25 protein-coding genes and 1 pseudogene are annotated in these 24,521 nt (G+C 31.9%); 18 read left to right on the top strand and 8 right to left on the bottom strand.

Annotation, left to right across the window (positions count from 1 at the left end):
* Positions 1–214: 214 nt before the first annotated feature.
* Positions 215–677 (top strand): annotated as a pseudogene (locus tag FNL83_RS11535) (NAD(P)H-dependent oxidoreductase); the annotation flags it as partial.
* A gap of 261 nt (positions 678–938) precedes the next feature.
* Here FNL83_RS11535 and FNL83_RS12270 read toward each other — a convergent pair.
* A complete protein-coding gene (locus tag FNL83_RS12270) occupies positions 939–1,073 on the bottom strand; it encodes a hypothetical protein (protein ID WP_161375103.1) in 135 nt (44 codons plus the stop codon).
* On the opposite strand from FNL83_RS12270, the gene FNL83_RS11530 reads away from it, so the two are divergent.
* The 3 genes from FNL83_RS11530 to FNL83_RS11520 all read left to right on the top strand — a co-directional run bounded on the left by FNL83_RS11530 (position 1,012) and on the right by FNL83_RS11520 (position 4,281).
* Positions 1,012–2,010, top strand: a complete 999-nt coding sequence (locus FNL83_RS11530; RefSeq protein WP_224479693.1) for a PTS sugar transporter subunit IIC — start codon at positions 1,012–1,014, stop codon at positions 2,008–2,010. The genes FNL83_RS12270 and FNL83_RS11530 overlap by 62 nt on opposite strands.
* Positions 2,011–2,524: 514 nt before the next feature.
* Positions 2,525–2,908 (top strand): VOC family protein, encoded by a 384-nt coding sequence (locus FNL83_RS11525; protein WP_001829355.1) that lies wholly within the window; start codon positions 2,525–2,527, stop codon positions 2,906–2,908.
* Positions 2,909–3,078: 170 nt separating this feature from the next.
* Positions 3,079–4,281: a GTP-binding protein gene (locus tag FNL83_RS11520; RefSeq protein WP_001829405.1), complete on the top strand. Its 1,203-nt coding sequence runs from the start codon at positions 3,079–3,081 to the stop codon at positions 4,279–4,281.
* Positions 4,282–4,519: 238 nt separating this feature from the next.
* On the opposite strand, the gene FNL83_RS11515 is transcribed toward FNL83_RS11520, so the two are convergent.
* The 3 genes from FNL83_RS11515 to FNL83_RS12425 all read right to left on the bottom strand — a co-directional run bounded on the left by FNL83_RS11515 (position 4,520) and on the right by FNL83_RS12425 (position 5,258).
* Positions 4,520–4,783: a hypothetical protein gene (locus tag FNL83_RS11515; RefSeq protein WP_001832458.1), complete on the bottom strand. Its 264-nt coding sequence runs from the start codon at positions 4,781–4,783 to the stop codon at positions 4,520–4,522.
* Positions 4,784–5,027: 244 nt separating this feature from the next.
* Entirely contained in the window at positions 5,028–5,099 is a 72-nt protein-coding gene (locus tag FNL83_RS11510; RefSeq protein WP_087587975.1) for a phenol-soluble modulin PSM-delta, read from the bottom strand.
* 90 nt (positions 5,100–5,189) lie between these two features.
* Positions 5,190–5,258 (bottom strand): alpha-1/alpha-2 family phenol-soluble modulin, encoded by a 69-nt coding sequence (locus FNL83_RS12425; protein WP_096824640.1) that lies wholly within the window; start codon positions 5,256–5,258, stop codon positions 5,190–5,192.
* Positions 5,259–5,853: 595 nt separating this feature from the next.
* Here FNL83_RS12425 and FNL83_RS11500 point away from each other — a divergent pair.
* The 3 genes from FNL83_RS11500 to FNL83_RS11485 all read left to right on the top strand — a co-directional run bounded on the left by FNL83_RS11500 (position 5,854) and on the right by FNL83_RS11485 (position 10,416).
* The gene (locus FNL83_RS11500) at positions 5,854–7,350 is read left to right on the top strand and encodes an NADH dehydrogenase subunit 5 (RefSeq protein ID WP_001829413.1); all 1,497 of its coding nucleotides are present in this window, start codon (positions 5,854–5,856) and stop codon (positions 7,348–7,350) included.
* Between the two features lie 17 nt (positions 7,351–7,367).
* The gene (locus FNL83_RS11495) at positions 7,368–9,935 is read left to right on the top strand and encodes a DUF2309 domain-containing protein (RefSeq protein WP_002456832.1); all 2,568 of its coding nucleotides are present in this window, start codon (positions 7,368–7,370) and stop codon (positions 9,933–9,935) included.
* A 112-nt stretch (positions 9,936–10,047) separates the two neighbouring features.
* Entirely contained in the window at positions 10,048–10,416 is a 369-nt protein-coding gene (locus tag FNL83_RS11485) for a Na-translocating system protein MpsC family protein (protein ID WP_001829349.1), read from the top strand.
* Between the two features lie 41 nt (positions 10,417–10,457).
* Here FNL83_RS11485 and FNL83_RS11480 read toward each other — a convergent pair whose 3' ends face one another.
* Positions 10,458–10,706 carry a hypothetical protein gene (locus FNL83_RS11480; protein ID WP_001829374.1) on the bottom strand — a complete coding sequence of 83 codons (249 nt, stop codon included), beginning with the start codon at positions 10,704–10,706 and terminating at the stop codon, positions 10,458–10,460.
* A gap of 251 nt (positions 10,707–10,957) precedes the next feature.
* Between FNL83_RS11480 and FNL83_RS11475 the strand changes: the two genes are divergently transcribed.
* The 4 genes from FNL83_RS11475 (at position 10,958) to FNL83_RS11460 (ending at position 14,194) form a co-directional block, all read left to right on the top strand.
* Positions 10,958–11,629, top strand: coding sequence for a phosphatase PAP2 family protein (locus tag FNL83_RS11475; RefSeq protein ID WP_002469436.1), 672 nt, complete (start codon positions 10,958–10,960; stop codon positions 11,627–11,629).
* 106 nt (positions 11,630–11,735) lie between these two features.
* The gene (locus tag FNL83_RS11470; RefSeq protein ID WP_002456834.1) at positions 11,736–12,464 is read left to right on the top strand and encodes an alpha/beta hydrolase; all 729 of its coding nucleotides are present in this window, start codon (positions 11,736–11,738) and stop codon (positions 12,462–12,464) included.
* 14 nt (positions 12,465–12,478) lie between these two features.
* Positions 12,479–12,721 carry a hypothetical protein gene (locus FNL83_RS11465; RefSeq protein ID WP_001829367.1) on the top strand — a complete coding sequence of 81 codons (243 nt, stop codon included), beginning with the start codon at positions 12,479–12,481 and terminating at the stop codon, positions 12,719–12,721.
* Positions 12,722–12,865: 144 nt separating this feature from the next.
* Complete coding sequence (locus FNL83_RS11460) at positions 12,866–14,194, top strand: sodium-dependent transporter (RefSeq protein ID WP_001829393.1); 1,329 nt, start codon at positions 12,866–12,868, stop codon at positions 14,192–14,194.
* 178 nt (positions 14,195–14,372) lie between these two features.
* Here FNL83_RS11460 and FNL83_RS11455 read toward each other — a convergent pair whose 3' ends face one another.
* Positions 14,373–14,912: a pentapeptide repeat-containing protein gene (locus FNL83_RS11455; RefSeq protein ID WP_002456835.1), complete on the bottom strand. Its 540-nt coding sequence runs from the start codon at positions 14,910–14,912 to the stop codon at positions 14,373–14,375.
* A 302-nt stretch (positions 14,913–15,214) separates the two neighbouring features.
* On the opposite strand from FNL83_RS11455, the gene FNL83_RS11450 reads away from it, so the two are divergent.
* From FNL83_RS11450 to aae, 6 genes are all read left to right on the top strand, one after another.
* On the top strand, positions 15,215–16,123 hold the full coding sequence (locus FNL83_RS11450; RefSeq protein WP_001829369.1) for a PLP-dependent cysteine synthase family protein: 909 nt from the start codon (positions 15,215–15,217) through the stop codon (positions 16,121–16,123).
* Positions 16,116–17,261 carry a bifunctional cystathionine gamma-lyase/homocysteine desulfhydrase gene (locus FNL83_RS11445; protein WP_001829386.1) on the top strand — a complete coding sequence of 382 codons (1,146 nt, stop codon included), beginning with the start codon at positions 16,116–16,118 and terminating at the stop codon, positions 17,259–17,261. Before FNL83_RS11450 ends, FNL83_RS11445 begins: the two co-directional genes overlap by 8 nt.
* 246 nt (positions 17,262–17,507) lie before the next feature.
* Entirely contained in the window at positions 17,508–18,533 is a 1,026-nt protein-coding gene (locus FNL83_RS11440) for a methionine ABC transporter ATP-binding protein (RefSeq protein ID WP_001832450.1), read from the top strand.
* Between the two features lie 2 nt (positions 18,534–18,535).
* Positions 18,536–19,195, top strand: coding sequence for a methionine ABC transporter permease (locus FNL83_RS11435; protein WP_002489642.1), 660 nt, complete (start codon positions 18,536–18,538; stop codon positions 19,193–19,195).
* A 43-nt stretch (positions 19,196–19,238) separates the two neighbouring features.
* Positions 19,239–20,084 carry a dipeptide ABC transporter glycylmethionine-binding lipoprotein gene (gene gmpC, locus FNL83_RS11430; protein WP_002456836.1) on the top strand — a complete coding sequence of 282 codons (846 nt, stop codon included), beginning with the start codon at positions 19,239–19,241 and terminating at the stop codon, positions 20,082–20,084.
* 524 nt (positions 20,085–20,608) lie between these two features.
* Positions 20,609–21,583 (top strand): autolysin/adhesin Aae, encoded by a 975-nt coding sequence (aae, locus tag FNL83_RS11425; protein ID WP_001829380.1) that lies wholly within the window; start codon positions 20,609–20,611, stop codon positions 21,581–21,583.
* Positions 21,584–21,711: 128 nt separating this feature from the next.
* Here aae and FNL83_RS11420 read toward each other — a convergent pair whose 3' ends face one another.
* Positions 21,712–23,217, bottom strand: a complete 1,506-nt coding sequence (locus FNL83_RS11420) for a glycosyltransferase (RefSeq protein ID WP_001832460.1) — start codon at positions 23,215–23,217, stop codon at positions 21,712–21,714.
* A gap of 374 nt (positions 23,218–23,591) precedes the next feature.
* Positions 23,592–23,870: a hypothetical protein gene (locus FNL83_RS11415; protein ID WP_001829373.1), complete on the bottom strand. Its 279-nt coding sequence runs from the start codon at positions 23,868–23,870 to the stop codon at positions 23,592–23,594.
* Positions 23,871–24,057: 187 nt separating this feature from the next.
* Here FNL83_RS11415 and FNL83_RS11410 point away from each other — a divergent pair, with 187 nt between their 5' ends.
* Positions 24,058–24,444 carry an NUDIX domain-containing protein gene (locus FNL83_RS11410; RefSeq protein ID WP_001829379.1) on the top strand — a complete coding sequence of 129 codons (387 nt, stop codon included), beginning with the start codon at positions 24,058–24,060 and terminating at the stop codon, positions 24,442–24,444.
* The last annotated feature ends 77 nt before the right edge of the window (positions 24,445–24,521 follow it).

The raw sequence follows: 24,521 nt of genomic DNA, 5'->3' as shown, positions 1-24,521 counted from the left end.
ATTTAAAATTTTTTTGTTTAAATAGTCATAACTAGTATTGAATAATTATATATTTTTTAATTTTTTAATATAGATTTTACTATCTTCAACAGATATAAACTCACTTAGCATGATCTTGATTTTTTATTTATGTCTTTTTAGGTCTAGTTCAACTACTTAACTTTGGATTTTTAAAACCTATTGATAATAATAAAATGTACTAATTGATGGAAAGTTTATAAATTTATACCAAAGTAACATTGAAAAGGTTAATGATAATCGTCATAGCAATGAAACTAGCATTCATAATGATGATTATAAAAAAATTTTAAATAAAGTTTTAAAATCAGATATTATAATTTTCTCAACGCCTCTCTATTGGTATTCCATGAGTGCGTCTTTAAAACTCTTTATTGATAGATGGACTGAATCATTGCGAGATACGCAAATAGATAACTTCAAAGAAATTATGTCACAAAAAAAACTTAATTTTAATCATAGGCGGTGACAGTCCACGTATCAAAGCACAACCTTTAGTCCACCAATTTAAATTAATATTTGAATTTATGAATATTACTCATTTTAGATTTTTAATAGGCGAAGGTAATAAACCATTCGATGTTTTAAATGACTCACAATTTATGGAAGAACTCGCAAATACAAATCTTGCTTTGAAAAAAGGTGATATTTATGATTGATTTATTAAAAATTTAAATTGTTCTTTTTAGAGAACTGAATTCATCAAAATCACGATTGTGTATCGTTTCAATCATTTCATTAATATGTCGTGGAGGATTAATTTGAGGAATTCTAATAAATGTCTCCATTGGTAGAGTAAGTTGAAGCTTGTCACAATTTTTACTATTTAACTTTATTTAATTTAATAAATATTTTCTATTTTTTAAAAAATTCTCCTCAAAGGTATATTTTTTTGGTACTATGTATTTTATAGTTGTTTTCTAAAAAATCAGAAAATTATAAGTGTTATGGGGAGTGTTTGATATGGATTTGCTTATAGGTACTTTATTTTTAATTTTAGTTTTAGTTATTTTTACTCTATTTACATACAAAGCACCTAGTGGGATGAGGGCGATGGGAGCTTTAGCGAATGCGGCGATTGCATCGTTTTTAGTTGAAGCTTTCAATAAATATGTGGGTGGTCAAGTATTTGGGATTAAATTCTTAGAAGAACTGGGAGATGCTGCTGGAGGTTTAGGTGGTGTGGCTGCGGCTGGATTAACTGCATTAGCGATTGGGGTATCTCCAGTTTATGCACTAGTTATTGGGGCAGCTTGTGGAGGTATGGACTTGTTACCAGGATTTTTCGCTGGGTATATTGTAGGCTACATGATGAAGTATACCGAGAAATATGTGCCAGACGGTATTGATTTAATTGGTTCAATCATTCTTCTCGCACCTATAGCTAGGTTAATTGCTACTGGATTGACGCCAGTGGTTAATAACACGTTAATTAAAATTGGGGATATTATACAAAGTAGTACAGATGCTAACCCGTTGATTATGGGAATTGTATTGGGAGGTATTATTACAGTAGTAGGTACTGCTCCATTAAGTTCAATGGCTCTCACTGCATTGCTTGGTTTAACGGGTGCGCCTATGGCTATAGGTGCCATGGCCGCATTTAGTTCCGCGTTTATGAATAGTGCATTGTTCCATCGTTTGAAATTGGGAGACCGTAAATCAACCATTTCAGTCGGAATCGAACCGCTTTCTCAAGCTGATATTGTTTCCGCTAATCCTATTCCTATTTATGTCACTAATTTCTTTGGTGGGGCAATTGCCGGTATTATAATTGCTTGGTCAGGTATGATTAATAATGCAACTGGCACTGCTACACCTATTGCAGGTTTTTTAGTGATGTTTGGTTTTAATAGTTTAACGAAAGTGATTATCTATGGTGTGGTTATGGCGATTATAGGAACTATTGCTGGTATTGTAGGGTCTATTGTTTTCAAAAAGTACCCCATTATTACTAAAAAGCAAATGTTAGAACGGGACACAACGACATAACTGAGTATACAATGATGAGCGCTAGGACTAGGCGATTTGAAAATTGATCAAAGTCATAAATGATTTCACGATTATGTGAATACATAAAATGAACAGAATATTTTCTATTCAAAGTTGGAGAAAATATTTTTGTTAATATGTATGCGTGCAACTCTTAAATATTAGGAGAAATGTGGTTGAACAAAATAATATCACACCATTTATTTGACACTTGAGTATGAAAAATATACAGTTAGGCAAATTTAGTATGTTGGAGCATAAACGTTTTATAATAAAAGTGTTAAAAAAGTATTGAGAGGATATGTAGATTATGAACGATTCAATTCAATTCGTAATACAATTTCTCAACTTTTTAAATAGTGTGCTAGTCAACGGTGAACCTAAAATATAGAAAAGTAGCCACTCCATTGAGGAGTGGTTTTATTGTATTAATTTGCAATAATCCCGAAAATGATTAGTTTAAATTGATGAAAGTGTGTCTAAATGTGTTAATAAATAAAAAAAGGAGGAAATTATGAAAAATGTAAGCCCATTTATTTACGTTAAGGACGTAGATAAATCTTTATGTTATTACAAAGATGTATTTAATGCTCAAACAGAAATACTTATGGGTAAAGATGGTCGAACTTATCATGCCCAACTTATTATTGGTGATGAAACGTTCGTACATTTCTCCGATACGTTTCATAAGCATCCCGTTTCTAAAAATCCTCATCTTATTATTGAATGTGATTCATTAGAAGAGTTGGAGCGTGTCTATAAAAGGTTAATTGATGATGGTGGTCATGCTAAAGTGAAACTCAATAAAACTTTTTTTAATGCCTATCATGCAGAGGTAAAAGACCGTCTCAATGGTATCATTTGGGTATTTAATTACTTTTTAGATGAACATATATAATTGTAATAGTTTAATCTTAGTTAGTTGGAAATTTATAATGATTCCAACTAGCTTTTTTTATTTAATCACGTTTATTCAATTTTTAAAAAATTGAGTATTGATAAAAGAAGGAACTTTCTATAGAATGTAAAACGTAATAATTACTATTTACAAAAGAGAGGGTTCTTGAAATGGCGAAAATACCTGTAACTGTATTAAGTGGATATTTAGGGTCGGGCAAAACGACATTGCTTAATCATATATTAAAAAATAGAGAAGGGCGACGCATTGCTGTCATAGTCAATGATATGAGTGAAGTTAATATTGATAAGGATTTAGTAGCACAAGGTGGCGGCTTATCTAGAACAGATGAGAAATTAGTAGAACTTTCTAATGGATGCATATGTTGTACTTTAAGAGACGATTTGTTACGAGAAGTCGAGCGCTTAGTTCACAAAGGGGGTATCGATCAAATTGTAATTGAATCAACTGGGATATCTGAGCCTGTACCAGTAGCTCAAACGTTCTCATACATAGATGAAGAATTAGGTATTGATTTAACCTCTATATGTCGATTAGATACAATGGTGACGGTTGTAGATGCGAATCGCTTTGTTAATGATATTCGTAGTGAAGATTTATTGGCAGACCGTGATGAAAGTGTTGATGATGAAGATGAGCGTACTATTGCTGACTTACTCATTGATCAAGTAGAATTTTGTGATGTGATGATTATCAATAAAATCGATTTGATTAGCGACGAAGCTTTAGAAAAATTAGAAAATGTATTACGTGCATTGCAACCCGAAGCTAAAATTATTAAAACAGTAAATGCTAAAGTGGAATTATCAGATGTACTTAATACGCAATTATTTGATTTTGAGAAGGCAAGTGAATCAGCTGGATGGATCAAAGAATTAACAGCTGGAGGACATGCGACACATACGCCGGAAACAGAAGAGTATGGGATTACATCATTTGCTTATACTAGACGATTACCATTTCATGCAAAAAGATTTCATCAATGGCTAGAACAAATGCCAGAAAATATTGTAAGAACAAAAGGGATTGTATGGTTAGCGCAGTATAATGATGTAGCGTGTTTGTTATCACAGGCTGGTTCATCTTGTAATATTCACCCCGTTACATACTGGGTGGCAACAATGAGTGAAAGTCAACAGCAAGCTATTTTGGAGGCGCGTCAAGATGTAGTAGAAGATTGGGATATCGAATATGGAGATCGTCAAACGCAATTTGTAATTATTGGTACGGATTTAGATCAAGAAAAAATTTCCCGGGAATTAGATGCATGCTTAATTCATAGTAGTGAGATTGATGAAGATTGGCGATTACTAGATAGTCCGTATCAATGGACTTATGATCGACGAATGTAATTGTTTGATTCTGTACTTTAAATGAAAATGTAATATGAATGAATATACTGTGCTGTTTCACGTGAAAAATAAAATAGGCAAGTGCCTCTGAATTCAGAGACGCTTGCCCGCTTAAATAATGAAATCTAAAATATTAATATCGACGTATTTTCAAAATCAGTTATTAGTTGCAAAAAATTTCTATGGCCGAAGGTGTGATATGAGTCGTGCCTAACTATTTTGCAGTTGAAAATAACATTTAAACGATTGCAAATGGTGTGGTAAAGATAAGTAAGGCAAAAAAGTTAATAAAAAATAGGATGATGTTTAACGTCTTATTACCTTTAAACATTGCTATGATATTAATAATAATTGAGATAACAAAGATAATTGCTCCTGGGAAATACCAAAAGTTAAAGTCAGTGTTGTTATAGATGTTCGTAAACATGGTTGTAAAACATATAAAAATGCTAATGAGTGTGACAATAATTGATAATAAACTGGAAATTGAACACTTCTTCATTTTGTCCTTCCTTTCGATGTCGTTATTTATCAAATGAATCAATAGTCATCGTTTTTTCAACAAACGTGATACTGTGTATACCATTATAAGTAAAAATATATTCATTACAATAGTTTATTTTGAAAAGTTATCCAATAATGAAGAGAAGTAAATGTTGGATGTTTAAAGGAGTTTAAACGAGCTGAAAATAAATAGACATAAAAAAACCACCATCGTAAAAGATGGTGGTTATGTAGAATGTAGACTATTTTTTGAATTTTTTAACGATGTCTACGATAGTTTTAACGACTTCGATGATAGTTGATACGATGCTCATGTTCATGACCTCCTTTCAAAAGGGAAATGTATTTAGAGATGGTTGTTGAATATTCAAAAGCTAACTTATAAAATACGTAACTTTTAAATATTATTTTTGAGTAAATTGATCAATTAAGCCTTTAACAATTTCAACAATTTTAGCGATTACATCTGCCATTTAAATGACCTCCCTTACTAATTTGTTATCTATAGTGTAACTGGAATTTGAATTAAATATGTGCATAGTCCCTAAATTAAAATATCAATGTCTTAAGTGAATGATTCATGTTTTTCACTCAACAGTGAGTTATTCCTAAGTGTTATTTTGTCTTTATACTGTTTACATAAGCTTTACAAAAGGATCTTTGAGTAATTAAGCTTTCAATAATCATTATTATATGATTAATTGAGTCTTATTTTGAGAAGCGTAACCATTGACACTCTTGCTCATTTAAAATATATTAATAGTATTATTCGAAAAGGTAATAACTAAGTCTTGCTTTAGCAATTTTAGGTTGAATAACCTTGATTGATAAAGGGGAAAGAGTTCTTACTTTACTACAAAATGATATAGGCAGCTTATTTAAATAAAGTGTACGATTTATTTATACTCCGTAAGATTTATATACATATTGAGGATAAAAGTGCGAAACACTTGAGTTAAATTGAAGCCTACAATAGTTTAAATTCTTTCATTATGACATATATGAAAGGTTAGCTATTGTAGGCTTTTTATTATTGTTTTAGATATTTTTTGAGATGGAGGATACGCAATGTTAAGTTCAGAGTTAATTTTGTTTATGTTTTTTATTACACTTGTCATTGCTATACTGAGTGGATTAATATTTTTGAATCATCGAGTTCCCATTCAATATATTAAATTTCATATATATTTACTTGTTTTACCTATCATTACGGGATTAAGTGGATTAATATTTTTCGGTGAAAGGGCGAATGTTGGACCTTTTGTAGTTGATCATCTTACTTGGTTAATGATGACATTTATTTTGACTTTAGGCTTTATCATTCAAAAGTTTTCTATGCGTTATTTAATTGGCGACATGCATTACCGTAAATATTTTCCGTTTTTTACATTAATTACTGCATTTGCTTCATTGGCATGGTTAAGTGGAGACTTAAGGTTAATGACCATGTTTTGGGGTGCAACATTATTTGTGTTAACACGGCTCATTAAAGTTAACAAATTATGGAAGGTGCCTAGGGAAGCAGCAAGAATTTCAGCTTGGTCATTTATATTGGCATGGTTGTCGTTATTGATTGCTGTCATTTTATTGTATATCGCTACAGGAGATTGGTATATTTATTCGAATATGTCAGATGATAATGCAATCAATTATGGAATGCGTCTCTGTATCAATTTACTTATTGTTTTAGCTGTGATTATTCCGGCGGCACAATTTCCATTTCAAGGCTGGCTTATTGAATCTGTAGCTGCGCCTACGCCAGTTTCAGCTATTATGCACGCTGGTATTGTTAATGCTGGTGGCGTTATTCTTACACGCTTTTCTCCGGTATTTAATGACGAAATAGCCATTTCACTGTTATTAATTATTGCAAGTATTTCAGTATTGTTGGGTTCTGGAATCAGTCTTGTGCATGTTGATTACAAGAGACAACTTGTAGGTTCTACGATAAGTCAAATGGGTTTTATGTTAGTACAATGTGCGCTTGGGGCATATTCTGCGGCGATAGTACATTTAATATTGCATGGTGTGTTTAAAGCGACATTATTTCTACAATCGGGTTCTGTTGTTAAAAGATTTAACATTCCTACGCCTCCATCTGTTAAAAAATCATATGGCTGGCTTGTATTTGGTCGTCTACTAGCTATTCTTATAGCGATAATATTTTGGTTGAATAGTGATAGACATGCATATGATGTATTAAGCGCTCTTATATTAGCTTGGTCGTTAATGGTGTCATGGAATCAATTAGTTGCTTTTAGTCATGGACTCATCGGAAGAGTCATCGGAGTATGTATGATTATTGTTGTAGTAATTGTTTATATTATTACGCATCATTATTTCTTCACGACATTAAGTAACGTTGATATTCATATTGTTTCACCACCACTCATAAGTATTATTCTATCGATTGCTATTATAGTTTTCGGCAGTATGTTAAGCATATGGGTATCACGGCGAAGAGAATCAAAGGCATTTGCGAAGTTATACTTGTGGCTTATTAAAGTAGGAGAGGCTAAAACCCAATCTATAGAAAGTCATCCATCATATTTAAAACGATTTTAGTAAAGGAGGATAGAATTATGCTTCAATCAGATATCAATGAATTAGTCAATCAGGCTAAACGTGTAATTACACCTTTATCACCGATTTCAACATTTGCTGCCCGTAATCCGTGGGAGGGGCTAGAAGATGCTTCGTTTGATCAAGTGGCACGTTGGTTAAAAAGTGTGAGGGATGTTGACATTTATCCTAATGCGTCTACTATTCACAGAGCGATTAGTAATAAAGAAATAGATTTAAAAGTATTTGAAGAACGGTTGGATGAAAATCGTGCGCATTATAATAATAGGTCACTATCTGACAGTGATATCAACACATATATTCAAAGAGCGAAAAATTTAAAAACGATTGAAGAAGGTTACTTTAATACAAAAGATAACGAGAAACTGGAAAAATGGGTACAAACTAATTTTAAGGATTATAAGAAAAAAGAAGATGTGATAGCGCAAAGTGCTAGTGTTTTCACAAAGGAAGGTACACGACTTATTGATATTTTAAATGCTCATATGATTAAGTGGTCTAAATTATATGTTGATGACTTTCAATCAAGTTGGACTATGCCAAAAAGAGAAAAAGGATTCTATCATGCCTGGCAACGTTTAGTTAAACATGATCCATTATTCACAAAAAAACAACGACTTACTTTAGCACATTTGCCAAATCAAGCAACCGAAGCAATAGAGTACGCCTTTCAAGAATTAGGAGTAAAAGAAGAACATCGACAATCATATATTGAGAGTCATTTATTATCTTTACCAGGTTGGGCAGGAATCATGTATCATCGGTCACAGACACAAAGTAATGATGCGTACTTATTAACAGACTATGTTGCGATTCGTCTATCAATTGAGATGGTACTTTTAAATGACCACCATACAACATTATTAAAAAAATCTATATATCTTCAAAAAAAGTTAGAGCAAATACGTTATTTGCTATTTAACATACAAATGAATGTTGAGCAGTGGTTAAATCTATCATCTAAAAAGCAACAAGCATACATTGAATTGGGGACACGATTCAGCCCGTTTTATTTTAAAAAGTTATGGTTAGATGCATGGGAAGAAACGCATGAACGTCGATTGGTTGATGAAATTTATCGTGTTCCAACCGAAGATACTGATCAAGCAAAAGCAAAAGTACAACTTGCGTTTTGTATTGATGTACGATCCGAACCGTTTAGAAGACATTTAGAAAGTGAAGGGCCTTTTGAAACAATAGGGATTGCTGGGTTCTTTGGTCTGCCAATTCAAAAAGAAGTACTTGATGAACAATTTGCACATCCATCTTTACCAGTGATGGTAGAACCTGCATATCGTATTAAAGAATATGCTGATCAACATGAAATGAAAATTTATAATCAACAACAACATACACTTACATCTATGTTTTACAACTTTAAATTAATGAAAAACAACGTGTTGCCAAGTTTGCTTTTACCAGAATTAAGTGGTCCTTTTTTAAGTATTGCGACTATAGCTAACACAATTTTCCCTAAAAAAGCAAAACGTATTGTTCATCGATTCTCACAAAAATGGCTACGTAAACCAACAGGTAAATTAACTATTCAGCGTGAGCAAGATGCGTATTCAAAACTACCAATCGGCTTTACTTTAGAAGAACAGATTCAATTTTCCAAAAAAGCATTACAATTAATGGACTTAACAGATGATTTTGCACCACTTATTGTTCTATGCGGACACGGTAGTGAATCACATAATAATCCCTATCATGCTTCATTAGAGTGTGGGGCTTGCGGCGGTGCCTCGAGTGGGTTCAATGCGAAATTATTAGCAGTAATGTGTAATCAAGAAAATGTTAGACGTGGATTATTGATGGAAGGAATCGACATTCCAAGACATACAGTGTTTATAGCTGCTGAACATCAAACGTCAGTTGATGAGTTAGAGTATATTTATGTTCCACCTTTAACTACAGAAGCTCAAAATGCCTTTGACGAACTTAAGCATGTGATGCCAAAAGTATGTTATAAAGCCAATTTAGAACGTTTGGCATCGTTGCCAAATATAAATAACACTGACCATAATCCTAATGCTGAAGCGCATCGTCACGCTAGCGATTGGAGTGAAGTTCGTCCAGAATGGGGTCTAGCACGAAATGCTGAATTCATTATTGGGAAACGTCAAATCACCCAAAATAGTAATCTAGAGGGACGGGCATTTCTTCATAATTATGATTGGACAAAGGATGAAGACGGTGAGATTTTAAATACAATTATTTCTGGGCCAGCACTAGTAGCACAATGGATTAATTTACAATACTACGCCTCAACCGTGGCACCTCACTATTATGGAAGCGGTAGTAAAACAACGCAAACTGTAACAAGTGGTGTAGGTGTCATGCAAGGAAATGCTAGTGATTTAATGTATGGCTTACCATGGCAGTCAGTAATGATGAATGACAAAGAGGCGTATCACGCACCTATTAGGCTTTTAATTGTTATTCAAGCGCCAGATGCATATATTCAACGTTTGTTAAAACATCATAATCACTTTAGACAAAAGGTTGATCATCAATGGATAAGACTTGCCAGTATTGATGAAAATAATAGTTGGAAAGACTGGTAGGAAATACTCGGTGAGATTAACAATTAAAGATTCATTAGAAGAAATTAAGTTTTTTGATTATTTCAGTTTAATGTTAAACTATAAGTAATCAAGAAATAGGAGTCGTCCAGTTATGAAAAAGACGAAAGGTATTTATGAATCTGAAATTAGTAAAGCCATTACACAATGGGAGAAAGATTTTTTAGGAAGAGGTTCTTTGTCTGTAAAAACAGATATTCTTCGTGATATGGTTATTGTTAGTTTACAAGGTATTTTGACACCTGCTGAATATCGCGTGTGTAAAACGAATGAAGGGCTTTTAAATATTAAACGTACACGTTCTGAACTTGTAGAGTCTGGTGAAGAGGACTTGAGTCGCATTATTAAAGATTTGACTGGACTTAATGTGAAAAGTTTTCATAGTGATTTAAGTACTATTACCGGTGAACGCGTAATGATTTTTAAGTTGGAAGATCGTTTTGATAAAGCATTACATGAGTAATAAATTATTTAACGGTACTATCTTTAATAGATAGTGCTGTTTTATTTTAAATGCAAAAAGTCATTAAAGAAGATGAATAGACGATAACCTATACCCATTAAATTTGGAATCATAATCATAGTAGCGATGAGTTTATCTGATTTAAAGCCAATGATACATAAAATAATTGGAATTATGTAAAGAATAAACAACCATACTAACAACGTATCAAAGTCTGGATGTAATGGAATAAAAAAACGAATTAAGGTAATAAGGAGCGCAATATAAATCAATATTTTTTTAGTAAACAATGTGTCGCCTCCTCATTAAAATTATATTTTATGTTAAATCACATTATACATTATTGTATATGTAATGAGTATGATATTTTGTAGACATTTAAAGTATTCAAGTAAATGTTCTTTAAGTAAAATTAATGATAAAACACTGATATAGTGTAAAATGAGAAAGAATGAATATGTTTGAAGTGAGAAGACATATTACATATTCAAAAGAAGACATAATAACTTAAGTGAACCATATTAAAGAAATAGGTGTTGATATGAATTTTAAATATATGAATATAGCAAAAGGGATAATTCCAATTTTAATAAGCATGATTATTCTTTTAAGCTTTATCTCTACTCATGTGCTAGCGCAAAATCAGTGGTTGAGAATGGTTGATCTTAGCGTACAAGAGTGGTTTAGTAATCAATTTGGGGATCCCAATAGAGTGTTTGGACATGGTTTCATCAACAATATAATGACGTTTTGCGCTACCTTTGGTGATGTTAAGATCATTTTAATTGTGGCTACCATTATTGCAGTGCTACTCACGTTTTACAAGAAGGTTCCACAAGCAATATGGCTAATCATAACGATGACTAGTGGCGCATTGATTAATTATTTAATTAAGCAAACGATTGAAAGGTCAAGGCCCGAGAATCATTTAATTGTTGATACAGGATGGTCTTTTCCTAGTGGGCATTCTAATATTAATACATTATTCTTTTTAATGATTATGATCATTATTATCCCGTTAATCCGACAGCGTGCTTTTAAATTTATAATCACAATTTTAAGTATTGCATTTTGGATTAGCGTTTTAATAAGTAGACTGTATTTTCATGCACACTACTTTTCTGACGTTGTAGGAGGCGTAAGTTTAGCGATTATTTGGGTGTCGTTATTTATATTAGTGTCACCTTTATTAAAATTTGGGGGAGAAAAGTAAGTGAAAGTAGCACGAAAAATTTAAAAATAGCATTTTTTAGACGGTCTTGAGAGTGCAGGGCGTCTATTTTATATCAACATCTACATAAATAGGAGTGAATGTAAAAATGAAAGTTAAATCACCACAATCAATCTACTTAAAAGGACATCGTCAACAAGCTGTATTGTTATTACATTCTTTTACGGGAACTGTACGTGATGTAAAACATTTAGCACAACAGTTGAATGAAGAGGGATTTACTTGTTACGTGCCTAGTTATCCAGGCCACGGTTTGCCACTTAAGGAATTTACCCAACACAATATTAATGATTGGTGGGAACAAGTTACAGCAGCATATCAATTTTTAAGAAATGCAGGATACAGTAGAATTAATGTGACAGGCGTATCATTAGGCGGATTATTTACTTTAAGGTTAGCTGAACATTTTGATTTAGAACGTATAGCTGTGATGTCAGCCCCACATAAAAAGCGTGAAAGCGAGATTGCGTGGCGTCTTGAAAGGTATGGGCATCGAATGAATGAAATTTTGAGTTTAAGCGAAGAAGAGCGTCGTCACCAAATGGAAACCATCTTGTCTTATGATAAAGAAATTGAAGTGTTTCAAGGTGTAATTGATGAAATTATGGCTTATCTTGCAAATATTACAGTACCAGTGAATATTATGTATGGCGAAGAAGATGACCCATTATATGCTCAAAGTGCGCAATACATTTATGATAATGTAAATAGTCAAGATAAAGAACTGCTCAAATTTGAAAAAAGCGGTCATCTTATGACGTATGGCGATCATGCATACAGAGTAGAACAATCTATTATTCAATTTTTCAGTAAATAAAGGAGTGTAGAAATATGAAACGTACATTTTTATTAACTTATACAACCGTATCAGGAAAAACATATACGGAATTTAAAACATTTGAAAATGGTCCCGATTACGATACATGTGTATCACGAATTATAGATGAATTTGATGAATTGGCATACTTATATATTAAAAAAGATGTTGTACATTATATTAATGTTGATCACATTGAAAGTCTAGACATTGAAGAAGTGACAGAGGGACAACACATTACTTATGATTTTGAATAAAAATACAGCATCAATCCATAAATATCAAAAAATGTGTATCTCATTATTCTGACAATATATAGGTACATTGCACATAAAATAAACTCATGATAGAGTAGAACTTAAGCATTTTAACACTTTAGCGCTTTAAAGGGAGTTGGTAATTTGAGTGGTCATTCACAATGGAAGACGTCTACCGGTTTTATATTAGCTAGCGCAGGTTCTGCAATAGGATTGGGTGCAATGTGGAAGTTCCCATATATGGCAGGTATATACGGCGGTGGCGCTTTTCTATTAATGTTTTTAATTTTTACTATATTTGTAGGACTACCACTGTTAATTATGGAATTTACGGTAGGTAAAATGGGTCGTACATATACAACGCAAATATATAAGAAATTAACGGGAAAGAAATGGCTTAATATTATCGGATGGAATGGTAATTTAGCCGTATTTATACTATTTGGTTTTTATAGTGTTATTGGTGGTTGGATTATTATATATATAGGTTATGTCATAGCACAAATCATGGTTTTTAAATCAAGTACGCTGACAAATATTCAATTTGAAACAATCATTAGTAATCCATGGTTGACTGTTTTAGGTCAAGGCATATTTATTTTGATAACAATGGTAATTGTTATGTTAGGTGTTGAAAAAGGTTTAGAAAAAGCTTCTAAAATAATGATGCCTCTATTATTTATCTTTTTAATTATCGTTGTAGCACAATCTTTAACTTTAGAAGGTGCTTTAGAAGGTGTACGTTATATACTGCAACCTCGAGTTGAAGATATGTCTATTCAAGGTGTACTATTTGCGTTAGGACAATCGTTTTTTACGCTGTCCCTAGGTACAACCGGAATGATTACTTATGCAAGCTATGCACCTAAAAATATGACGATAAAGTCTTCAGCACTTTCAATTGTCGTAATGAATATTTTAATTTCTGTCTTGGCTGGATTAGCTATATTTCCTGCGCTTAAAACATTTGGTTACCAACCCCAAGAAGGCCCTGGCTTATTATTTAAGGTTTTACCACTAGTATTTAGCGAAATGACTTTTGGTACATTCTTTTACTTTATATTTTTACTATTATTCTTATTTGCGGCATTAACGTCTTCTATATCATTATTAGAGTTAAATGTATCTAATTTTACTAAAAATGATAATAGTAAAAGACAAAAAGTGGCAATCATAGGTAGTATACTTGTATTTATCATTAGTATCCCAGCAACATTATCTTTTAGTAGTCTAAGTCATTTGCGTTTTGGCGCTGGTACGATATTTGATAATATGGATTTTATTGTATCTAATATTCTTATGCCATTAGGGGCACTAGGAACAACATTAGTGGTTGGCCAATTACTAGATAAAAAATTATTAAAAGAAAGCTTTGGGAAAGACAAATTCAACCTATTTTTACCGTGGTATTATTTAATTAAGTTCATCATGCCTATTGTTATTATTTTAGTATTTATAGTTCAATTATTTTAAGTCATTGAGACGTTATTGATAAAACTAAAACAAACGGTCAATTCCATTTTTTAGTGGAGTTGACCGTTTTACTATATAAAGAATGTTATGTAGTTGATTCGAAATATCTAACACCATTAAACGAGCGAATGTTTAACTATGATCTTAAATTGTTTTCTTAAGCGGAAGATAATGAATGTTAAATAGAAGTGTCTATATTTTCTAAAGTAACATCTTGTTTTTGTAATTCATTCATTAACTTTTGCGACATAGTTGAATTAGTAATAATTACATTTTTGAACTCACAATTTTTGAATTTTACATCTTTAAATGTTGTTCCTTCAATTTCTACATTTTTGAAAGAAACGTTTTTAAAAATGATATCAGTCCATTTTACGCTACGAATGAGATTGCTATCGAACATTGCATTTTGGAATAAAGTACTATTAAATACGGATTGATCAAATGGTGTATTCACAAATGTTGAATCTTTAAATTGGTTTTTGTAAAAATGAACATCTTCGAAAATACAATTATTAAACCCGCACGTTGTAAATTTACAATTACAAATTGCTTCTATATTCTTAAAAATACCTTCATTAAAATTACAGTTTTTAAAACGACTTTTATTAACCTCTAATTCATCATACATAGAATTTCTAAAACTAGATGATGTGTAACGAAGATTCTTATAATTTTCATTGGTAAATACAGATAAAGATAAATCTTGTTTCGTCATAATTAAAGCAGCTCCTTATCATTTCTAGTGTATGTAATTCGATAACTTTTATCGATGTGCTAGCTTATTTACCCCTATCATAACACTTTCGGTATGTATTCTCATATAAACGTAATCAATTATAAAAATACTTATTTTAAATAATGTTTAAATTTCAAATTGATTGTACGTTTTTCAGAAATTGCAAAAACAATGCCGATAAGTTATAATTCATATCTGATAAGTAAGAATTAGCGCTAACATAAATAAAGAAAGTGGGTTAAGTTCAGTGATACTCATTGTTGTCATCTGAACCAAAAATAATGATTGCATACGATTTGATAGGACAAACTCCATTAGTTTTATTAGAAAGCTTTAGTGACGAGAATGTTAAAATATACGCCAAACTTGAGCAATTTAATCCTGGTGGTAGCATCAAAGACCGTCTAGGGAAGTACTTAATTGAAAAAGCAATAGATGAAGGACGACTTAAAGAAGGGGATACAATAGTCGAAGCGACTGCTGGTAATACAGGCATTGGACTTGCTATTGCTTCTAATCGGCACAAAGTAAAATGTATCATCTTTGCTCCAGAAGGATTTGCAGAAGAAAAAATTTCAATTATGAAAGCATTGGGTGCAGATGTTAGACGTACCCCCAAAGCTGAGGGAATGACTGGCGCACAGCAAGAGGCGTTGGCATACGCAACACGATATGGATATTTATATATGAATCAATTCGAAACTAAAGATAATCCTGGGGCATATACACAAACACTTGCCAAACAACTCACAGATGAACTTTCACATATTGATTATTTTGTGGCAGGTGTTGGGTCCGGTGGTACGTTTACAGGAGTTGCACAACACTTAAAAACGTATGATGTAAAAAATTATATTGTAGAACCAGAAGGCTCTGTCTTAAATGGTGGTGTCAGTCATCCTCATGCAACTGAAGGGATTGGTTCTGAAAAGTGGCCATCATTTTTAGAAAAAGAATTAGTAGATGGTATTTTTACTGTTGCCGATAAAGATGCTTTTAATAATGTTAAACTTGTCGCGAATAAAGAAGGATTGTTAGTTGGTAGTTCTTCGGGAGCGGCATTACAAGGAGCGTTGGAATTAAAAAAAAGCATTCAAAATGGTGTGATTGTTACCATCTTTCCAGATGGAAGCGATCGATACATGTCCAAACAAATATTCAACTATAAGGAGAGTTTTAATAATGAATAAAAAAACGCAAATGATACATGGGGGACATACGACAGACAACTATACTGGAGCAGTGACAACACCTATTTATCAAACAAGTACTTATTTACAAGATGATATTGGTGATTTAAGACAAGGGTACGAATATTCACGTACTGCAAATCCTACACGTGCGTCTCTTGAAAGTGTTATTGCTAATTTAGAACATGGTAAGCATGGTTTTGCTTTTGGTTCAGGAATGGCAGCAATTAGTGCAGTTATCATGTTATTAGATAAAGGAGATCACTTAGTTCTTAATTCTGATGTTTATGGTGGCACATATCGTGCATTAACTAAAGTATTTACTCGCTTTGGTATAGACGTAGATTTTGTTGATACAACTAAAATTGAAAACATTGAACAATATATTAAACCTGAAACTAAAATGTTATATGTAGAAACACCTTCAAATCCATTATTGCGTGTGACTGATATTAAAGCATCAGCAAAAATTGCAAAAAAATATGATTTGATATCTGTAGTCGATAATACATTTATGACACCTTACTACCAAAACCCTTTAGACTTTGGTATTGATATCGTATTGCATTCGGCTACTAAATATATTGGAGGCCATAGTGATGTTGTAGCTGGTCTTGTTGCTACTGCTGATGATGATTTAGCAGAACGTCTAGGCTTTATTTCAAATTCTACAGGTGGTGTACTTGGACCTCAAGATAGCTATTTATTAATCAGAGGTATTAAAACGCTAGGTCTAAGAATGGAGCAAATAAACCGAAACGTTGAAGGTATTGTGCAAATGTTACAAAAGCACCCTAAAGTTCAACAAGTATTCCATCCTAGTATTAAGGAACATATGAACTATACTATCCATCAAAATCAAGCAACTGGGCATACAGGGGTAGTATCTTTTGAAGTTAAAGATACAGAAGCGGCTAAACAAGTGATTCACGCAACAAACTACTTTACACTGGCAGAGAGTTTAGGGGCAGTTGAAAGTCTAATTTCTGTACCGGCACTTATGACGCATGCGTCCATCCCATCAGATGTAAGAGCCAAGGAAGGTATTACGGATGGTCTCATTCGTTTATCTATTGGTATTGAAGACACAGAAGACTTAGTTAATGATTTAGAACAAGCCTTAAATACTTTGAGATAATATCACTTATTTAGAGATTAAGATGATGAAATGAAACGTTTTGCATCTTAATCTCTTGTTTTATATTTACTATTGAGTTGCGTAATTTCCACAATTTTTGAGATAAGTAACCAATTGTAGAACATTATTTTTCAGAATATTAATTAATTTTGGAAAAATCAAAAAAGATTGTTGACGGTACGACATCAATTCAATATAATGCAAATATTCAGATAATTTTAATCGGAAATTGGAGGGAGAGATTAGGTGATTGAATTCAAAAATGTTAACAAAGTTTTTCGCAAAAAAAGAGAAACTATTCAAGCTTTGAAAAATGTATCATTTAAGATTGACCAACATGATATTTTTGGTGTTATTGGTTATAGTGGTGCTGGTAAAAGTACATTAGTTCGGTTAGTCAATCAACTTGAGACAGTATCAGATGGTCAAGTTATTGTTGATGGTCATGAGATTGATACATATAAAGAAAAAGATTTACGTGATATTAAAAAAGATATCGGTATGATCTTTCAACATTTCAATTTGCTTAATTCTAAATCAGTCTATAAAAATGTTGCAATGCCACTTATTTTAAGTAAGACAAATAAGAAAGAAATTAAGGAAAAAGTTGACGAAATGTTAGAATTTGTGGGGCTTGCTGATAAAAAAGATCAATTTCCAGATGAATTATCAGGTGGACAAAAACAACGTGTTGCCATCGCAAGAGCATTAGTAACGCATCCTAAAATATTATTATGTGATGAAGCGACAAGTGCTCTGGATCCAGCTACTACAAGCTCAATTTTAAATTTATTAAGTAATGTGAATCGAACATTTGGTGTGACGATTATGATGATTACACATGAAATGAGCGTAATTCAAAAAATTTGTCATCGTGTAGCTGTCATGGAAAATGGCGAAGTGATAGAAATGGGGACAGTTAAAGATGTCTTTAGTCATCCACAAACGAACACTGCAAAAAATTTCGTTTCGACGGTGATTAACACTGAGCCTTCAAAAGAGTTACGGGCCTCTTTTAACTCGAGAAAAGATTCAAATTTCACAGATTATAAACTGTTTTTAGACTCTGAACAAATTCAATTGCCAATATTGAACGAGCTTATCAACGAGCATCATCTTAACGTTAACGTATTATTTTCTTCTATGTCAGAAATTCAAGATGAAACGGTTTGTTATTTGTGGTTGAGATTTGAGCATGATGAGTCATTTAATGATTTTAAACTTACTGATTACCTTTCAAAACGACATATTCGGTATGAGGAGGTTATATAAATATGTTTGGTTCAAGTTTAGATTCATCTCAATTATTACAAGCTCTATACGAAACATTGTATATGGTGACTGTATCACTTGTAATCGGTGCTTTAATAGGTATACCTCTTGGCATCTTGTTAGTGGTAACTAGAAAAAACGGTATATGGTCGAATACAATATTGCATCAAGTATTAAATCCTATCATTAATATTTTAAGATCAATTCCGTTCATTATTTTATTAATAGCCATAGTGCCTTTTACTAAATTGCTAGTTGGCACATCTATCGGCACAACAGCAGCCATAGTACCACTCACGGTTTATGTAGCACCTTATATCGCACGCTTAGTAGAAAACTCATTACTGGAAGTCGATGACGGGATTATTGAGGCAGCTAAAGCAATGGGTGCATCACCTCTTCAAATTATACGTTATTTTTTATTGTCAGAAGCACTTGGTTCATTAATTCTAGCTATAACTACAGCTATTATTGGTCTCATAGGTAGTACAGCAATGGCTGGTGCTGTTGGTGGTGGCGGTATAGGTGATTTGGCTTTAGTGTATGGTTATCAACGATTCGATACAATTGTCATTGTGATTACAGTCATTGTACTTATTATTATTGTTCAAATTATACAAACGTTAGGTAACTTTATCGCTAGGGTTATCCGTAGAAATTAAAATACTAGTAAGTGTTTTATAAATATTTAGGGGGAATTCATTTATGAAAAAGATTTTAAGTTTTTTAATCGTTGCAATTTTAGTTTTATCAGCATGTGGCGGTAATAATGGTAAAAAGGTAACCATAGGTGTTGCATCCAACGACACGAAGGCTTGGGAAAAAGTTAAAGAATTAGCTAAAAAAGATGATATTGATTTAGAAATCAAGCACTTTTCAGATTACAATGTTCCAAACAAAGCACTTAGTGACGGGGATATTGATTTAAATGCCTTCCAACACTTTGCTTTTTTAGATCAATATAAAAAAGCTCATAAAGATACCAATATTGAAGCACTTAGCACTACAGTATTAGCTCCATTAGGTATTTATTCAGATAAAGTTAAGAACATTAAAGATGTTAAAAAAGGTGCGCAAGTTGCTATTCCGAATGATGTATCTAACCAAGCTCGAGCACTTAAGTTATTAGAATCTGCAGGTTTAATTAAGCTTAAGAAGAACTTTGGATTAAACGGAACAACAAAAGATATTGAAAGTAATCCTAAAGATTTAAAAATTAAAGCTGTTGATGCACAACAAACAGCGCGTGCACTTTCTGATGTGGATATATCAGTTATCAATAACGGTGTTGCAACAAAAGCAGGAAAAGACGCTAAAAAGGATCCTATTTATTTAGAAAAAGCAAGTTCAGATGCAGTAAAACCATATATTAATGTTGTAGCTGTCAACTCTAAAGACAAAGATAATAAAACCTACAAAAAAATTATAGAACTTTATCATTCAAAAGAAGCTCAAAAAGCATTAAAAGAAGACACTAAAGACGGTGAAAAACCAGTAGATCTTTCTAAAAAGGAAATCGAAGAAATCGAAAATGAGTTGGCAAAAAAATAATATAAAGTTTTAGCGCAACATTCACCATATAGAAATTTTTAGTCTAGAATTCCAGTTATATGTGATGGTTGCAAAACAATTTTATAGTCAATGACTAAGTTGAAGATATATTTCTATATCTTTCATGGCATTTTACCTTTTTGAAGTGGGATAAAGAATTCATAGCGAATTCTATTCCTACTTCTTTTTTTATTCGAAATGTTGCATTTAGAACCTAGAAATAAGCGTCTGTCCATTTAATATTAATTTGAAAATAGAAAAAACATTACATTCGAAATTGTAAATATAAGGTGCGAAACCATATTAATAATAATTGTAATAAAAAAGACATTGTAATTGACTGCAAAATGTATTAAATTGGATAAATGCAAATATGTTTGAGCGTAGCCCTATTTTTTATTTAAAATAATATTTGTAATCAGAATGTCATCTAAAGCAAACATGCTATACATAATTAAAGAGTATAATATCTTTGTATTGTTAAAACGCGAATAAACAAAACCTAAAGTAGAGGAGGATTTCAAGTGCAAAAAAAATATATTACTGCCATTATTGGAACAACTGCCCTTAGCGCATTGGCATCAACTCATGCACAAGCTGCAACAACGCATACAGTAAAAAGTGGAGAATCTGTATGGTCAATTTCTCACAAATATGGGATTAGTATTGCTAAATTAAAATCACTTAATGGATTGACTTCCAATTTAATATTCCCTAATCAAGTATTGAAAGTATCAGGCTCATCTTCAAGAGCAACGTCAACAAATAGTGGCACAGTTTATACAGTTAAAGCTGGAGATTCATTATCTTCTATTGCTGCAAAATACGGTACAACTTATCAAAAAATCATGCAACTTAATGGGTTAAATAACTATCTTATTTTCCCTGGACAAAAGTTGAAAGTTTCTGGTAAAGCGACGAGTTCCAGTCGTGCAAAAGCTAGTGGGTCTAGTGGTCGTACTGCAACATATACTGTTAAGTATGGAGACTCACTATCTGCAATTGCTAGTAAATATGGGACAACGTATCAAAAAATTATGCAATTAAATGGATTAACTAATTTCTTTATCTATCCTGGACAGAAGTTAAAAGTGCCTGGAGGTAGTTCTAGTAGCTCATCTTCTAATAATACTAGATCAAACGGTGGCTATTATTCACCAACTTTTAACCATCAAAACTTGTATACTTGGGGACAATGCACATGGCACGTATTTAATAGACGTGCTGAAATAGGAAAAGGTATCAGTACATACTGGTGGAATGCAAATAATTGGGACAATGCATCAGCTGCTGATGGATATACTATTGATTATCGTCCTACAGTAGGCTCAATTGCACAAACTGACGCTGGTTACTATGGTCACGTAGCGTTTGTAGAGCGCGTGAATAGCGATGGAAGTATTTTAGTTTCAGAAATGAACTGGAGTGCAGCTCCTGGAAATATGACATATAGAACAATTCCAGCTTATCAAGTGAGAAATTACAAATTTATTCATTAAGAAAATTGTTTAACAATATATAACTATCAAATTAAGCCCATTGATGATTGGATTAAGAATCATCAATGGGCTTAAAATTATAGTTTTATAAAGATGCTACCAAATCTTTATAATATCGGAAAACTTGACTATTTTAATAAGTCTAAGCTTTGCATAAGTTGTTTGTAATTATTCACTGCGGCGTTATATTTTAAAGTGTCTTTATTTTTCACTTTTTGTAGTGGGTGCTCAATGATGTTAATCATATGTTTTGATAAACTATCAATATCATTTTTTTCAATGAGATAGCCATTTATCCCGTTTTGAATAATTTCACTTGGACCGTAACGAACGTTATAAGATAGGACTGGACACCCCATTTCTATACTTTCCATAAGTGTTAAGCCAAATCCCTCATATTGACTTGTAAGTAGAGAGGCTTTAGAATTCTTAAATTCTTGTAAAGGTTGATTGGTATATTTAAATATTTTAACTTTATCCGATAATTTTAATTCTGAAATCAAAGTATTCATCAATGGAATTTGATTATCTTCATCTCTACCAAATAAATGTAATTCTGTTTGGTAACCACTTTGCAAAAACTTGTGATAAGCTCTAATAATATGATCAATCTGTTTCTCTGTGCTAAAACGGCCTATATATATAAAGCGATTTTGATTGTTTGAGGAATCTTGTTCTACCTCCGTATCTAATTCGATAAAATGTGGTACTAGTTGGAATTGGTCGTCACTTATATGGAAATGTTGCTGTATATCGTGCTTTTGTTGGTGAGTGAGAACAATATACTTATAAACATTTTTTGATTGATTTAAAGCAAATCGATATGATTTTTTTATTTGGTCCCCTGATAAATGCGAGCTATGTAAAACAAGAATATTTTTTGTTTGGTGCGTTTGTTTAAGTAATGGTTTATCTAAAAATCGAGCATCATTAAAGACGATATCTTGATTTTTGAATCTATTCTGAAAATAAAACTGAGCTAATAATTTATCATTTTTAAAGGTCTTATAAAGTTTTTTATTTCTATATATTTCTACGCCATTAATTTTGCTGTTTGGTTTAGTTTTGAAATATCTCTTGCAGTACATAGAGCCCTCAGTATCAAATAATTCGTCGCTATGTTTTAAAGAAGAGTCATCATAATAATATTCTTTTCTATGAAGTTGGCCGTATAAGTTATATTGATGGCGCTCATATTTCAATCCTGATGTGGGAGAAATGAAGTCCTCATATTCAAGAACATTAGACTGTCCATAATACTTTCGAGATCTCACATGACATTCATTATTATAATAATGAATAAGACCACTCTTTTTTCCTTGCTTATCAATAAGTCCTTTAATCTTTCTAGGTGTTTTAATGTATTTTGGATTCCTAGTAATCAATGTTTTTGGGACTTTAAAAAGTTTGAAATTTGATAACCATTCATACATATTCTCGAATTGTATATTTTCTGTAACTTTGTTTTCTTGTCTGTATTTTTTATAAATACTAGGATAATTACCATGATAATTAGTGGTGAGAATTTTACTTGGAATTTTAAATTCTTCATCTAACAGTTTAATTCGTCTGAGTAAAGCTTGAGTTCTACCACCATGGGATAATGGAAGGGTGGTTGTTACTGTGTATATCATAATTAATTCTCCTTTATTTCAAACTTAAATTATTAGATAAGTTGTATAAATTGTTAATTACTTATGATAAACATTTTTATGAAAATTACAAGAATTTTAATAACTATTCAGAATTTGTACTATATAACCGTGTTTGTGTTTAGTATTAAATGCAATGCTTTGTCACACTATTTTATAATTGTTTAATTTGTTTAAAATAAAAAAGAGGTGAGGAAGAATTTTTAATCTATTCATCTCCCCACCTCTTACTTTAAGATAAAAAGTTTAAAAATGATTAGAACAATATTTTTAAAACTAGTCATCTCATAAGAATATATTTTAATGTTTGGCAACTTATTTTTTCTGAAAAAATTTAATTATCAGTTTTAATTTGTTTAGTGATAGTCATATTCATCTCTAACTTTTTTAAAACTTGTGAATAAGCGTACCCCATTGATTGCAAATGATCCAAGTGCACTTAACTTACGAAGTTTAGATGCAGATTTAATAGAAATGTAAAAATCAATGATTGTTCCAAGTGCGCTTAGACCTAATGATAAATAGACAAGTTGTTTATTCTTAGCATTATAGCGAATTCCGTTATAACCATCTACAATGAATCCTGCTACATTGAATAATCTTGATAAACGTGAAGCGTTTGCTTGTTTAGCCATAAATTATGATTCCCTCCGTATACCATACTTATTTTGAAGATTAAAATATTCGAATGTATGGTTAATTGTCATATTTTCAATTAAATGTAGTTTAGTTAAATCATGTAGTAACTTATTTATGATAACATAATACTAAATATAAGTATGAAATTGAAGATATTTATTATGAATAAGGGTGAATTGATGAATGATTAAATGTGTTTGCTTGGTTGAAGAAAAGAATCATCAGTTACTACTTGTACAAGTTCGACATAGAGATAAGTATTATTTCCCGGGTGGTAAAATTGATGAGGGTGAGAGCCTTGTGGAAGCTTTACAGAGAGAATTGAAGGAAGAATTGCGCTTAGAATTAGCTAAAGATGAATTAGAATTTATTGGAACTATTGTCGGAGAAGCCTATCCACAACCTAATATGTTGACTGAACTTAATGGATTTAAAGTTAATCGAGCTATAGATTGGTCAAAAGTTGAAACCGATCATGAAATTACTGACATGAAATGGTTCGATATCAATGACAGTGAAAATATAGCGCCTGCAGTGAATACGTGGATTAAGGAATTTATCAATGATTAATAGATAGGGTTTAAATATTAACATCATATTACGCAACTCAATTTCTATTGATGTGAAGTTTTGATAATATCAAGTTT

It is taken from the genome of Staphylococcus epidermidis (genome assembly GCF_006742205.1).
Classification (GTDB): domain Bacteria; phylum Bacillota; class Bacilli; order Staphylococcales; family Staphylococcaceae; genus Staphylococcus; species Staphylococcus epidermidis.
The sequence above is the reverse complement of the archived record's forward strand: the minus strand, read 5'-3'. Positions and strand labels throughout refer to the sequence as shown.

Bases quoted from the DNA above. Each gene is read 5' to 3' on its own strand.
- FNL83_RS11525 (WP_001829355.1), top strand. From the start codon at position 2,525: ATGAAAAATGTAAGCCCATTTATTTACGTTAAGGACGTAGATAAATCT.
- FNL83_RS11520 (WP_001829405.1), top strand. From the start codon at position 3,079: ATGGCGAAAATACCTGTAACTGTATTAAGTGGATATTTAGGGTCGGGC.
- FNL83_RS11515 (WP_001832458.1), bottom strand. From the start codon at position 4,783: ATGAAGAAGTGTTCAATTTCCAGTTTATTATCAATTATTGTCACACTC.
- FNL83_RS11500 (WP_001829413.1), top strand. From the start codon at position 5,854: ATGTTAAGTTCAGAGTTAATTTTGTTTATGTTTTTTATTACACTTGTC.
- FNL83_RS11495 (WP_002456832.1), top strand. From the start codon at position 7,368: ATGCTTCAATCAGATATCAATGAATTAGTCAATCAGGCTAAACGTGTA.
- FNL83_RS11485 (WP_001829349.1), top strand. From the start codon at position 10,048: ATGAAAAAGACGAAAGGTATTTATGAATCTGAAATTAGTAAAGCCATT.
- FNL83_RS11475 (WP_002469436.1), top strand. From the start codon at position 10,958: ATGAATTTTAAATATATGAATATAGCAAAAGGGATAATTCCAATTTTA.
- FNL83_RS11470 (WP_002456834.1), top strand. From the start codon at position 11,736: ATGAAAGTTAAATCACCACAATCAATCTACTTAAAAGGACATCGTCAA.
- FNL83_RS11465 (WP_001829367.1), top strand. From the start codon at position 12,479: ATGAAACGTACATTTTTATTAACTTATACAACCGTATCAGGAAAAACA.
- FNL83_RS11455 (WP_002456835.1), bottom strand. From the start codon at position 14,912: ATGACGAAACAAGATTTATCTTTATCTGTATTTACCAATGAAAATTAT.
- FNL83_RS11450 (WP_001829369.1), top strand. From the start codon at position 15,215: ATGATTGCATACGATTTGATAGGACAAACTCCATTAGTTTTATTAGAA.
- FNL83_RS11445 (WP_001829386.1), top strand. From the start codon at position 16,116: ATGAATAAAAAAACGCAAATGATACATGGGGGACATACGACAGACAAC.
- FNL83_RS11435 (WP_002489642.1), top strand. From the start codon at position 18,536: ATGTTTGGTTCAAGTTTAGATTCATCTCAATTATTACAAGCTCTATAC.
- gmpC (WP_002456836.1), top strand. From the start codon at position 19,239: ATGAAAAAGATTTTAAGTTTTTTAATCGTTGCAATTTTAGTTTTATCA.
- FNL83_RS11420 (WP_001832460.1), bottom strand. From the start codon at position 23,217: ATGATATACACAGTAACAACCACCCTTCCATTATCCCATGGTGGTAGA.
- FNL83_RS11415 (WP_001829373.1), bottom strand. From the start codon at position 23,870: ATGGCTAAACAAGCAAACGCTTCACGTTTATCAAGATTATTCAATGTA.
- FNL83_RS11410 (WP_001829379.1), top strand. From the start codon at position 24,058: ATGATTAAATGTGTTTGCTTGGTTGAAGAAAAGAATCATCAGTTACTA.